This window comes from Kiloniellales bacterium, assembly GCA_030064845.1.
In the GTDB taxonomy this organism is placed as follows: Bacteria; Pseudomonadota; Alphaproteobacteria; order Kiloniellales; family JAKSDN01; genus JASJEC01.
The window spans coordinates 19,308-30,879 of sequence record JASJEC010000067.1 but is presented as its reverse complement, the minus strand read 5'-3'; the positions used below and the strand labels follow the sequence as shown (position 1 = coordinate 30,879).

The window sequence follows — 11,572 nt, the reverse complement described above, 5'->3', positions numbered from 1 at the left end:
CCCGCCTTTCCCGCCGGTTCCCTTTTCCTCGCCGTGGTCGACCCGGGCGTCGGCAGCGACCGGCCGGCGCTCGCCATCGAAGCCGGCGGGCATTGGTTCGTCGGGCCCGACAACGGGCTCCTGGCGGTCGCCGCGAAGCGCGCCGAGACGGCCGCGTCCTGGGCCATCACCTGGCAGCCCGATCGCCTCTCCGCCTCGTTCCACGGCCGCGACCTTTTCGCCCCGGTCGCCGCACGGCTCGCCCGAGGCGAGCCGCCGCCCGGGGAGCCGCGACCGCTGGCTGCGCTGGTCGGCGCCGACTGGCCCGCGGACTTGGCGCGGATCGTCTACATCGACCGCTTCGGCAACGCCATGACCGGGCTGCGCGCCGCGGCGCTCCCGGCCGGAACGCGCCTCCAGGCCGGCGGGAAGAGCCTCGCCGCCGCAAGGACCTTCAGCGATGTGGCGCCCGGCGGGCCCTTCTGGTACGAGAACGCCAACGGGCTGGCCGAGATCGCCGTCAACCAGGGCCGCGCGGACGACCTGCTGAATCTGGCCGTGGGAGATCCGGTCGCCGTGCAAGCGCCATAGCGGAAGGGACCGACGTGAGTTCGAACGTACTCCGGCAGCGGGGTTTCTGGATCGGCGTATGCGCCATGGCGATCGTGGTCACGGTCTCCAACATCGCCGTGCAGTACCCGATCAACGACTGGCTGACCTGGGGCGCGCTGACCTACCCGATCGCTTTCCTGGTCACCGACCTGACCAACCGGGCTCTCGGCGCCGCGACCGCCCGCCTCGTGGTCTACGCCGGCTTCGCGCTCGCCGTTGCTCTTTCCGTCTACTTCGCCGGCTGGCGCATCGCGCTCGCCTCGGGCAGCGCCTTCCTGGTGGCCCAGCTGCTCGACATCGTGATCTTCGACCGCCTGCGCAGAGCGGCGTGGTGGCAGGCGCCCCTGGCCTCATCGGGCCTCGCCTCGGCGGTCGACACGGCCCTGTTCTTCTCGCTCGCCTTTGCCGGCACAGGAACCCCCTGGATCACCTGGGCGATCGGCGACTACGGCGCCAAGATCGCCATGGCGCTGGTGCTGCTGCTGCCGTTCCGCGCCCTGATGCCGGCGACCCGGCCGGAGACGGGCGCGAGCCTCTGAACCGCGCCGAGCAAAGCGCTTGGGCGTTCCCCCGCTTTCCCGTTAGACTTTCGGTCTTAGTTGCGGTTCAGAAGGTGATTGAATCATGCAAATCGTCATCGAACAGAGCGAGTTTCGGGACCTTTCGCCGCAAACCCAGCGCGAGCTGCTCGAGCGCCTTTCGGGCCGTCGGCTCGCAGACGCCGCCCCGCGTCGCAAGCGCAGCGATCTTCATTGGCGCCGTCCGGTCGATCTCTCGCCGGCGCTGACGACAAAGCTGCTGCACGGACTGGCCGAGCCGCACAGAAAACGACTCGCGCTGCTCGCCATCAAGGGGGGCAGGGCCAGCATGCAGGACCTCCTCGAGGTCACCGGCGACAGCGACTGGCACGTGCTGTCCTATTTCCAGAGCGTGCTCACCCGGCGTCTCCGCCGCCTGATCGAGGACCCGGAGCGCAAGGCCGAGCTTCTCAAGTGGGACTTCGACTCGACCAAGTGGAACAGAGACCGCACGGACATCGTCGACGGCGTCTACTACGTCAGCGAAGGCACCGCCGACTCGCTGCGCCAGGTCCTGAAGCACAGCGCCTGATCAGCGCCTGCAAGCGAGATCCGAAAGCAGATCCGGGTTTGATGGTGTCGCAACGGGCGGTGCATCCCGGCGTGAGCGACCCCAAAGCCTTCGTCGGGACGGGCGATCCCCTGCTCGCCGTGTTCCGGGTGCGCCGCGGCTCTAGAATTCAGTCTACGCGTCGCACGGGTGACCCGGAGCTCTCCTCGTAGGGAACTCCAAGGCGTAGGGAACTCCAGGTCCTTTTCATTCTCGCAGGGGGGCAGCGCGCCCCGTTGATTTAACGGCCGCTTCGATTAGTCTGTCGCTCCCTTGAACCAGCGGACTTTCGCCATGTCGATGGGCTCTTGGGGCTTGAGGGAATCACGGCAGCAGCGGCGACGACAGCGGCGCAAGCGGGTCTTCGTGGCGCTCGCCATCGTCCTGCTGGCCGTCGTCTCCGCCGTCTACGCCTACCAAGTCGGCACGCTGCGCGCGCAGAAACCGCTTGCGGAGCTGGAGCAGGCGCTCGCCCTCCTCAAGACCGAGCAGGTGTTCCTCGCCCGCGAGAACGAGGAACTGCGTTCCCGGGTCGAGGCCGCCGGACCGGCGCTCGCGCTCAAGGCGCGGCTGGACCGCGGACTGCCCGGCGAGCAGGCGGAGGCCCTGGTGAAGGCGGTCGGCGAGCGCCTGGACGCGGGCGTGCCGGCCGAGCGCCTGGCCTTCGCGATCGCCGCCATCGGTCCGGGCGGTCCGTGCGACGGGCAGAAGGTCACGAAGCGGCTCATGGTGCACACGCCGCACACCGCCGGCGGTTCGCCATCTGTGGTGTTCGGCGAAGCCGTGACCGTAACGGCGGGGGGTGCCAGCATCCTCGGTCCCGCGGGCAAGCCCGAGCCGCGCTATGATCCCGCGCAGCCGGTCAGCCTGGCCTTCGAGGGCGCGGCCGGCGAGATCGCGCGGACCGGCGGCGTTCTGCCGCTCGACCTGGCGCTGGTCGCCGCCGGCGACGAATTCCGCTTCACCGCCACGCCCGGCGCGCCGGGCTTCGTCGAGATCACGGGCCGGCGCTGCGCCTTTCCCTGACCATTGCCCCCTGACCATTGCCGCCGCGGGTCCAGGTGCTAGTGTAATTGCCAGTTGGGGAGGCGAAACCTGATGAGCAGCGACGAAGACACACGCCCGAGCTTCGATGTATCCGAGATGACGCGGACCTGGACCGAGCTCGCCGAGCAGAGCGGCCGTGTGGTCCAGGCCTTCCTTGAACGACAGGACCACGGCCACGAGTTCTCGATCGTCGACCCGACCAGCGTGATGGCCGCTTTTGGCGCCGCCGCCTCGCGCATGGCGGCCGATCCGGCACAGATCGTCGAGGCGCAGATGCGCCTCTGGCAGGACAGCCTGAAGCTCTGGGACTACGCGCTGAAAAGGGCCGCCGGGGAGGAACCGGAGCCCTTGGTCGAGCCGGCCAAGGGCGACCGGCGCTTCAAAGACGAGACCTGGACCAAGGCGCTCGTCTTCGACTACATCAAACAGTCCTACCTGCTCACCTCGCGCTGGATGCACGACGTGCTCGGCGGCGTCGAGGGTCTGGACCCCAAGGACAAGGAAAAGGTCGATTTCTACACCCGCCAGATGACCTCGGCGCTGGCGCCGAGCAACTTTGCGCTCAGCAATCCGGCCGTGCTCAAGAAAACCAGCGACAGCCACGGCGAGAACCTGGTGAACGGCCTGCGCCATCTGCTGGAGGACCTGGAGAAGGGGCGCGGCCGACTGCAGATCTCCATGACCGACGCCGAGGCCTTCGAGGTCGGCAAGAACGTCGCCTCGACCCCCGGCAAGGTGGTGTTCCAGAACGAGCTGATGCAGTTGATCCAGTACGCGCCGGCCGGCGAGACCGTGCACAAGCGACCCCTGCTGATCGTGCCGCCCTGGATCAACAAGTTCTACGTGCTCGACCTCCAGCCGAAGAACAGCTTCATCAAGTGGTGCGTCGACCAGGGGCTGACCGTGTTCGTGATCTCCTGGGTCAACCCGCGCAAGGATCTCGCCCACAAGAGCTTCGACGACTACATGAACGAAGGGCCCCTGGCCGCGCTGGACGCGATCGAGCAGGCCACCGGCGAGGCCGAGTGCAACATCCTGGGCTTCTGCATCGGCGGCATCCTCACCGTCGCGACGCTGGCCGTCATGGCCGCCAAGGGCGACACGCGAGTCAAGGCCGCCACCTTCTTCGCCACCATGGTCGATTTTCAGGAGGTCGGCGAGGTCTCGGTATTCATCGACGACGCCCAGGTCGCCAACGTTGAACAATACGTGTCGGAGAAGGGCTACCTGGAAGCGCACCACCTGGCCGACATGTTCAACATGATGCGGGAGAACGACCTGATCTGGTCCTTCGTGGTCAACAACTACCTGATGGGCCGCGAGCCCATGCCCTTCGACCTGCTCTACTGGAACAGCGATTCGACACGCCTGCCGGCGAGCATGCTGACCTTCTACCTGCGCGAGGTCTACCGGGAGAACAAGCTGATGCAACCGGGCGGGATCGTCCTCGACGGCACGCCGGTCGACCTCGGACGGGTCGAGACGCCCTGCTACTTCCTGGCCACCAAGGAGGACCACATCGCGCCCTGGATCTCCACCTTCCCGGCGATCCGGGCGATCAAGGGGCCGGTCAGGTTCGTGCTCGGCGCCTCGGGTCATATCGCCGGCGTGATCAACCCGCCGGCCGCCAACAAGTACTGCTACTGGACAAACAGCAAGGCCAAGGGCAAGGCCGAGATGACGCCCGAGCACTGGCTGGAGGGCGCCGAACGGCACGAGGGCTCATGGTGGACCGACTGGATCGCCTGGCTGAAACGCCACGCCGGGCCTCAGGTGCCCGCGCGCGAACCCGGTGCGGGCGGACTGAAGGCCCTGGAGGACGCGCCGGGCTCCTACGTCAAGGTGCGCGCCGGAGAGTAGGCTGCAGTACCCGGCCCGTCAGTTCCGCAGCCCGGGCTCGATCGAGAATGTCTGGCGAGCGCCCTTGCGCAGGACCGTGATTTCCACCGTCTCGCCGGGCTTCAGGCCGTTCAGCGTCCTGATGTAGTCGTAGATGTTCTCCAGCTCCTGGCCGGCCAGCCCGACCACGACGTCGCCGCCGGCGAGCCCGGCCTTCTCGGCCGGCCCGTCCTTGACCACCCCCGATATCGGCACGCCCTTCTGGCCCTCGCTGGCATAGTCCGGGATCGTCCCGAGGAAGATGTTGGACATTTGCCGGCCGCCGCGTCCTTCGGGGCGCGCCACCTCGACATAGGCCGGCTCCTCGTCGGCCATGATGCGCGAACGCGCAACCAGTGCGACAAAGCGCGCGATGTCGCGCATGCCCTCGTAGTTCAGCTTCTCCGCCGTGTCGCTCGGCCGGTTGTAATCTTCGTGCGCCCCGGTGAAGACCGACAGAATGGGCACGCCCTTCAGATAGAAGGCCGTCGCATCGGTCGGCAGGTAGGTATCGTTCGACGTCACGATCGGCAGGCCGACGACGGCGTTGCGGCGCTCCACCTCGCGCGCCCAGATGTCCGAAGACCCGAGGCCCAACACGATGACGCGGTCGTCGAGGCGCCCGACCATATCCATGTTGATGTAGGCGGACACGAGACCGGCGAGATCCTCGGCGCCGGCTTTCTCGGCCGTCATATCGGCGAAGTGCGAAGAGCCGAGCAGGCCGAGCTCCTCGCCGGACCAGGCGGCGAAAATGACGTCGCGCTTGCCTTTCAGCCGGCCCGAGGCATGGTCCGCCGTCAGCTTCTGGGCCACTTCGATCAACGCAGCGACGCCCGAGGCGTTGTCGTCCGCCCCCGGATGGATCTTGCCGCGTTCATCGCCTCGCGCGAGGGACCCCGAGGTCTCGCCGCGGCCTATGTGGTCGACGTGGGCGCCGATGACGAGCGGGGGCCGCCCGCCCTCGGCGAGTCCGTCGAGCTCTAGCCGGGCCAGGACGTTGCGGCCGCTGTGCTTCTCGAAGTCCAGGGCGAGCGCCCCCGAGACCGCCACGCCGATCAGGTCGCGCCCGGCGCTCTCGCCGGCCTCGATCGCTGCCGTCATGGGCGCCAGGTCGTCGCCGAGGATGGCGAGCATGCGAGCGGAGGTTGCCCGGTCGACCGCGACGACGGGGAGACCGGCAACGCCCGACGTCGCCTCGTAGGCCAGGCGCGGCAGGCCGTCCTCGAAGCTTTCCCGCGGCGGCGGCGCGAAGACGACCCCGGCCGCGCCGCGGGACTTGGCGACCGAGGCCTTGTAGCGCAGATCGGCGAAGCGGGAGAGCTTGGTCCGGCGCTCGTTGGAGAGCTCGCCGGGCATGCCGCGCCAGATCAGCACCCACTTGCCGGACGCGTCGAGCTCGCCGTAGCTGTCGAAGGCGGGCGTGTCGCCCTCGGCCGGCGCGACCAGGCCGTATCCGGCGAAGAGAACGCTCGCCTGCTCGACCTTGCCGGTCCGCGCGAAGGCAAGCGGGCGCCACTGCTCGTCGAGCGCAAGACTCTCGGCCTTGCCGTCCACTGACACCTCGAAGGCATTGCCTTCCGCCAGAGCGACTCCGGCGGTGAACTCGAAGGATTGAAACATGCTGCCTTCGTCACCGGCGGGTTTCAGGCCGAGCGCAGAGAAGGCTTCCGCGACGTAGGCCGTGGCCCGCTTCTCGCCCTCGGTCCCGGTCAACCGCCCGCCCATCTCGTCGCTGGTTAGGGCGGCCACGATCCGCCGCAGATCCTCGACCGCGATGTCGGCGGAGGCCTCTTCCAACGCCGGGGCCGGAGCCGCGGCCTCCTGGCGCGGCGGCGCCTGGTCGAGCAGGCTGAGCGCCGCCTCGTGATCCCAGCTGGCGAGAAAGATCTGGCTCTTCTTGCCGGGCGTCGCGTTGGAGGTCCAACTGATCGTCTTGCCGTCAGGCGAGAAGGTGGCCAGGCCGTCGAAGCCCTCGCGGTCGGTGACGCGGACCGGTGCGCGTTCGCCTGCCGCGTCGACCAGGTAGAGCTCGAAGTTGGCGAAGCCCTGCAGGTTCGTGGAGAAGATCAGGTAGTCGCCCGAGGGATGGAAGAAGGGCGCCCAGGACAGCACGCCCAGATCGGTGATCCGCTGCTCGCCCGTGCCGTCGGCATTCATGGTGTAGATCTCGGCGCGCGCGCCGTCCTCGCTGAAGCGGCGCCAGGTGATCTGCTTGCCGTCTGCGCTCCAGAACGGGCCGCCGTCGTAGCCCGGCGCATCGGTCAGGCGCCGCAGGTTCGAGCCGTCGGCGTCCATGACGTAGATCTCCATGAAGTAGGAGAAGTCGCGCTGCAGCCGCGCCGCGTCCTCATCCGACAGCGCCTCCGCGTAGGCGTGGCGGTTGGAGGCGAACACGATCTGCGTCCCGTCCGGCGAGTAGGCGCCCTCGGCGTCATAACCCAGGGCATTTGTCAGCGTAGTGTAGTCGCCAGTCTCGATGTCGACCTCGAAGATCTCGTAGGTCTCGTCGTAGTCCCAGGAATAGCGTCGGCTCTGCCCCGAGGCGCGGAAGTCCAGCTCGGCCTTCATCTTCTTGCGCGCCTCCGGGTCGAGCTGGGTCGAGGCGAAGAGCGCGCGCTTACCGTCGGGGTGGAGCCAGCCGCAGGTGGTCTTGCCCTGGCCCGGCGAGAGCCGCTGGATGTCGCCGGTCTCCAGGTCCATCAGGTACATCTGGTAGAAGGGATTGCCCTCGGCCCGCTCGCTCTGGAAGATCATCCGCCGGCCGTCGGCGGAGAAATAGCCCTCGCCGGCGCGCTTGCCCTCGAAGGTGAGCTGCCGGACACCGGAGATGGGCCCGGCCGAGGCGACCCCCGGCAGGGCGGCGAGCAATGCGAGAAGCGCAATCAGTCGAGCCATCAAGGTTCCTGTCTTCGCTCAGTGGCCGCGGCGCGCCTAAGTTTCCCGCCGCGCCGCTATCTTGACCAGCCACGGCCCCTGTGTCCAAGGCCCGGCCGGCGATCGCGACTTCCTACGTTCGGCAGGCCGAAGGAGTTCTTTCGGCTGGGTGGTGATCGACGACGACTGGATGACCGCGGTCACGCCGGCGCCGGTGATCGCGGCCGCCGGCCGGCGGCACCCTTGGGCGCGATGCATTCCCGTTCCAACCATGCGATTGCCCTCCCGGTGAGACGCGGCGCTGCCATTTTGCCGCCATTGCTCTATAGTGGGAACGCCCTGTCCCGATCCGGCGACGAGTCGGCCGTTTCACAAGAAGCCGCCCCGCCGGTCATTATGTGTTGCCGCGAGGAGGGCAGAGATGGACCAAGAAAAGCTTTCGCAGCTGGTCGACCAGGCCAAGGGGCGTGACACCGACCTGCTCCTGGCCGGACTGACGGTGTTGACCAAGGACCTGGCCGAGTACTTCGCCGCGACCGGGCACGGCGAATCTGACACGCAATTGCTGCAGGGCATCTACAGCGGCGCCCTGGGCAAGGAGCGCGAGCGCTGGATGGCCGAGGGGCCCAAGCTGTTCCAGACCCTGCGGGACGGCGGCCTGCCCCAGGGCTTCGCGGCCGATGCCGTGCAGAACCGGATCGACCTGGAGCGTCTGGGCGAAAAGGGTATCGTTCAGGATTGGACCGTCGGCCCGGGCCGCGCGCTGCTGGAGGGCTTCGGCTCCGCCTTTCAGGACACGATCTGCGGCAAGGACGGACCCTACGAGCGGCTGCAGAGCGGCCAACTCGGCCAGGCCAACCTGCCGATGACGATCGCCGGCGCGATCCTCGCCTCGGAGCGCACGCAGGGTGTGTTCTGGCTGCCGCTGGCGGTCTACCTCGGCCTGCTGATCTCCAAGTCCACGCTCAGCAGTTTTTGCCAGACGGGACAGCTTGCACCCGCCTAGAGCAGATCCGGGTTTGACTGAATCGCTACAGGCGATTCGTCAAACCCGGTGAATCTGCTCTAACTCAATGATGTAGATCGGATTCACATGATGAGACGGAAGCAGGACCTGCTTCCGTCTCATCATGATCCGATCTAGAGCAGATCCGGGTTTGACTGAATCGCTACAGGCGATTCATCAAACCCGGTGAATCTGCTCGGGAATCCGTCCGGCTTGCCCGCTTTTCCAGCCTCTGCGACAGTCCGGCGATCAGCGCGGACCGGAGGCGTGGACCGAAGTGGACAGGGTGCCCGACGAGAGGCATGAGGCTAAGACGTCGATCGGCGGGAATGCGCCGATGGATGTCGCGCATCCGGGCCGGTCGGCGGCGCAGCACCTTCTCTGGCCCCATTTCGTGGTTCTCCTGATCGGTATCGTCTGGGGCGCGACCTTCTCGCTCGCCAAGATCGCGACAGAGGGTGGCGCGCACCCGCTCGGCCTGTCGCTCTGGCAAGGCCTGCTCGGCGGCCTTCTGCTCATTGCCCTCGCCGTCCTGCGGCGGCAGCCCCCGAAACTGAGCCGCCGCCATCTCGGTTTCTATCTGGTCTGCGCGCTGCTCGGCACGGTCCTTCCCGGCACCCTGCTGTTCTATGCCGCGCCTCATCTGCCAGCCGGCGTGCTTTCGATTACCGTCGCGACAGTGCCGATGCTGACCTATGCCATCATCGGCGGCCTGAGGCTCGAGCGGCTTTCCGGCCGCCGCCTGACGGGGCTGTTTCTCGGGCTGGGCGCCATTCTGCTGCTGGTAGGACCGGAGTCGAGCCTGCCGAACCGAGACATGGTGCCTTGGGTCCTGATCGCCGTGCTCTCGGCCGCGAGCTATGCCGCGGAGAACGTCTACATCGCCGAGCGCCGCCCGCCGGGCTGCGACTCCCTGGCCATAGTCGCCGCCATGCTGGTGATGGCCTCGATCGTTCTGCTGCCCATGGTGCTCGCGACCGGCACCTTCGTATCGCTGGCCGCGCCCTGGGGACGGGTCGAGTGGTCGATCCTGGCGATGGTCGCCGCCAATGCCTTTTCCTACGCCCTCTTCTTTCATCTGGTGGGGATCGCCGGCGCGGTCTTCGCCAGTCAGAGCGCCTATACCGTCACTCTCTCCGGCGTGCTCTGGGGCATGGCGATCTTCGGGGAGTTGCACTCGGCCTGGGTCTGGGCCGCGCTGCTGCTGATGATGGCCGGCCTGGCCATGGTGACCCCGAGGAAGACCTGAAGCGTCGACGGGCGGTCGCTGCCTATCTTCGGGTCTCGCGGTCCTGCCCGAGCGCCGAGGCATCGGGTCTCTCCGGAGCCGGGGCGTAGCGCGGGCACCCCTCTTCCGTCTGGAGCAGGTCGAAGTACCCGAGCATGTCGGCCATGGCCGGCGGACGGTCCCGGTCGATCCACGTGAAGGCCCGGATCAGGCCGATGTGGCCCGCATCGGGGTAGCGGATGACCTGATAGCAGTTGCCCTTGGCCTCGAGCGCCGCCTCCATGCGCTCCAGGTTGCCCGGCCCGACGAGACCGTCTTCGAGACCGTAGAGCAGCAGCATGGGCGGTTCGCCGCCGTCGATGAAGCGGCTCGCCTGCATCAGCGGATAGCGCGCCGGCGGGCCGAAGATCTGCTTGATCGTCCGCGCCTCGGGCGTGAAGTCGTAGGGGCCGGCCAGCCCGGCAAAGCCCCGGATGCGGCCGGCTTCCAGCTGCCGGGCCGCCAGATAGCGCTCGTCGCTGACCAGCATGGCCCCGATATGAGCGCCGGCGGAGTGGCCGGAGAGAAAGATCCGCTGCGGGTCGCCGCCGTAGTCGGCAATCCGCGCATGGACCCAGGCGACCGCCGCGGCGCCGTCCTCGACAAAGGCGGGATAGCGGACCGCCGGAAACTTGCGGTAGTCGGGGATGACCACGAGGTAGCCGCGCTCGGCGAGCGCGGTGCCGAGGAAGCCGTAGTTCTCCTTGCGCCCCCGCTGCCAGCTGCCGCCGTAGAAGAACACCACGACCGGCGCCGCCGCGTCCGCCAGGTCGGGCGGAATGTAGAGATCAAGGCCGAGACCCGTCGCGCTGTCGTACTCGATGTCGGCGACCACTTCGCCTTCGAACCACTGGGCCGGCACGTTGACGACGGCGAGCTTGGCCGCCGGCAAGGCGGCGACCGCGCTCAGGCCGCTGGCCAAGAGCAGAACGGCTGCGATCAGGAGCGGCCGCCGCCGAAACAGGCCCGTGGCGGTTTTGGATATCAGACGCGCGCGCATGCCTGTGTTACGGCGCGCGGCCGGCGATCGATCAGACCGGACCGGGCCGGCCTGCTCAACCGGGCTCAGGAGACGTCTTCGCTCAGGAAGCGTATCCGGAATTCCTCGTTGTAGTACCTGTCGCCGATCTTCAGCGCGCGGCGCTCCAGGCCGTAGGGCTGGAAGCCCATCTTCTCGTAGAAGCGCCGGGCCCGCTCATTGTCCTCGATGATCGAGAGCAGGAGCTGCTCCACCTTGCCCCGCGCGTAGTCGACGACGGCCTCGACCATCGCCTCGGCGAGGCCGGTGCCGCGGGCCGATTCCGTGACGTACATGCCCCACATGATGCCCTTGTGGCAGATCTTGGGGTTCTTCAGCGGGTAGAAGCCGACGAAGCCGCGAAGCTCGCCATCGACGAAGCCACCGAACAGCGCGTAGCGCCGCAGGCGCTGCCGGAATGCGTCCAGCGTCAGCTCAGCGGCGCTCTCGTAGGTCGACTGAAAGGCTTCGGGATGGCGTTCGAGCGCTTCCAGGCGGATCTCGCGGAACACCTCGACGTCGTCCTGCGTCAGCCGCCGCACCTCGAGATTCATGGGTCCACCTCCCTGATTTGTTCTGTCTTGCCGCGCCGCGCGCCCGGTACCGGCCGACCCGCCCGCGCCTCAGGGGCCGAGGGCCGGGGTGGAGCATAGCAGTCTTGATTCCCTGTTCTCCAGGCCGTGGCATTCATTTTACGGCCGGCGGCTGTCGGTCGTTGTGCCACCAGCGACCCGCGGAACACGGACGCGCTTCGTCCCCT

The 11,572-nt window shown here is 67.8% G+C and carries 11 protein-coding genes; 8 read left to right on the top strand and 3 right to left on the bottom strand.

The window, feature by feature from the left end; translation table 11 throughout:
• The 6 genes from QNJ67_18670 to phaC form a co-directional block, all read left to right on the top strand.
• A partial coding sequence (locus QNJ67_18670; GenBank protein MDJ0611005.1) for an SAM-dependent chlorinase/fluorinase occupies nucleotides 1-570 on the top strand: 570 nt, incomplete at its 5' end.
• Between the two features lie 65 nt (nucleotides 571-635).
• Nucleotides 636-1,130, top strand: a complete 495-nt coding sequence (locus QNJ67_18665) for a VUT family protein (GenBank protein ID MDJ0611004.1) — start codon at nucleotides 636-638, stop codon at nucleotides 1,128-1,130.
• 85 nt (nucleotides 1,131-1,215) lie between these two features.
• Nucleotides 1,216-1,701: a hypothetical protein gene (locus QNJ67_18660; GenBank protein ID MDJ0611003.1), complete on the top strand. Its 486-nt coding sequence runs from the start codon at nucleotides 1,216-1,218 to the stop codon at nucleotides 1,699-1,701.
• Nucleotides 1,702-1,742: 41 nt separating this feature from the next.
• The gene (locus QNJ67_18655) at nucleotides 1,743-1,892 is read left to right on the top strand and encodes a hypothetical protein (GenBank protein MDJ0611002.1); all 150 of its coding nucleotides are present in this window, start codon (nucleotides 1,743-1,745) and stop codon (nucleotides 1,890-1,892) included.
• 121 nt (nucleotides 1,893-2,013) lie between these two features.
• The gene (locus QNJ67_18650; GenBank protein MDJ0611001.1) at nucleotides 2,014-2,745 is read left to right on the top strand and encodes a hypothetical protein; all 732 of its coding nucleotides are present in this window, start codon (nucleotides 2,014-2,016) and stop codon (nucleotides 2,743-2,745) included.
• A gap of 72 nt (nucleotides 2,746-2,817) precedes the next feature.
• Nucleotides 2,818-4,626 carry a class I poly(R)-hydroxyalkanoic acid synthase gene (gene phaC / locus QNJ67_18645; protein MDJ0611000.1) on the top strand — a complete coding sequence of 603 codons (1,809 nt, stop codon included), beginning with the start codon at nucleotides 2,818-2,820 and terminating at the stop codon, nucleotides 4,624-4,626.
• Between the two features lie 18 nt (nucleotides 4,627-4,644).
• Here phaC and QNJ67_18640 read toward each other — a convergent pair whose 3' ends face one another.
• Nucleotides 4,645-7,542: a M20/M25/M40 family metallo-hydrolase gene (locus QNJ67_18640; GenBank protein MDJ0610999.1), complete on the bottom strand. Its 2,898-nt coding sequence runs from the start codon at nucleotides 7,540-7,542 to the stop codon at nucleotides 4,645-4,647.
• 400 nt (nucleotides 7,543-7,942) lie between these two features.
• Between QNJ67_18640 and QNJ67_18635 the strand changes: the two genes are divergently transcribed.
• Both QNJ67_18635 and QNJ67_18630 read left to right on the top strand, forming a co-directional pair.
• Complete coding sequence (locus tag QNJ67_18635) at nucleotides 7,943-8,527, top strand: hypothetical protein (protein MDJ0610998.1); 585 nt, start codon at nucleotides 7,943-7,945, stop codon at nucleotides 8,525-8,527.
• Between the two features lie 337 nt (nucleotides 8,528-8,864).
• Nucleotides 8,865-9,776 carry a DMT family transporter gene (locus tag QNJ67_18630; GenBank protein ID MDJ0610997.1) on the top strand — a complete coding sequence of 304 codons (912 nt, stop codon included), beginning with the start codon at nucleotides 8,865-8,867 and terminating at the stop codon, nucleotides 9,774-9,776.
• 22 nt (nucleotides 9,777-9,798) lie between these two features.
• Here the strand turns inward: QNJ67_18630 and QNJ67_18625 are convergent, their stop codons facing one another.
• Both QNJ67_18625 and QNJ67_18620 read right to left on the bottom strand, forming a co-directional pair.
• Nucleotides 9,799-10,794 carry an alpha/beta hydrolase gene (locus QNJ67_18625; GenBank protein MDJ0610996.1) on the bottom strand — a complete coding sequence of 332 codons (996 nt, stop codon included), beginning with the start codon at nucleotides 10,792-10,794 and terminating at the stop codon, nucleotides 9,799-9,801.
• Nucleotides 10,795-10,859: 65 nt separating this feature from the next.
• Nucleotides 10,860-11,366, bottom strand: coding sequence for a GNAT family N-acetyltransferase (locus QNJ67_18620; GenBank protein ID MDJ0610995.1), 507 nt, complete (start codon nucleotides 11,364-11,366; stop codon nucleotides 10,860-10,862).
• Between the last annotated feature and the right edge of the window lie 206 nt (nucleotides 11,367-11,572).

Excerpts from the sequence above, each read along its gene's own strand:
- QNJ67_18665 (MDJ0611004.1), top strand. The coding sequence starts at position 636 with ATGGCGATCGTGGTCACGGTCTCCAACATCGCCGTGCAGTACCCGATC.
- QNJ67_18660 (MDJ0611003.1), top strand. The coding sequence starts at position 1,216 with ATGCAAATCGTCATCGAACAGAGCGAGTTTCGGGACCTTTCGCCGCAA.
- QNJ67_18655 (MDJ0611002.1), top strand. The coding sequence starts at position 1,743 with ATGGTGTCGCAACGGGCGGTGCATCCCGGCGTGAGCGACCCCAAAGCC.
- QNJ67_18650 (MDJ0611001.1), top strand. The coding sequence starts at position 2,014 with ATGTCGATGGGCTCTTGGGGCTTGAGGGAATCACGGCAGCAGCGGCGA.
- phaC (MDJ0611000.1), top strand. The coding sequence starts at position 2,818 with ATGAGCAGCGACGAAGACACACGCCCGAGCTTCGATGTATCCGAGATG.
- QNJ67_18640 (MDJ0610999.1), bottom strand. The coding sequence starts at position 7,542 with ATGGCTCGACTGATTGCGCTTCTCGCATTGCTCGCCGCCCTGCCGGGG.
- QNJ67_18635 (MDJ0610998.1), top strand. The coding sequence starts at position 7,943 with ATGGACCAAGAAAAGCTTTCGCAGCTGGTCGACCAGGCCAAGGGGCGT.
- QNJ67_18630 (MDJ0610997.1), top strand. The coding sequence starts at position 8,865 with ATGGATGTCGCGCATCCGGGCCGGTCGGCGGCGCAGCACCTTCTCTGG.
- QNJ67_18625 (MDJ0610996.1), bottom strand. The coding sequence starts at position 10,794 with ATGCGCGCGCGTCTGATATCCAAAACCGCCACGGGCCTGTTTCGGCGG.
- QNJ67_18620 (MDJ0610995.1), bottom strand. The coding sequence starts at position 11,366 with ATGAATCTCGAGGTGCGGCGGCTGACGCAGGACGACGTCGAGGTGTTC.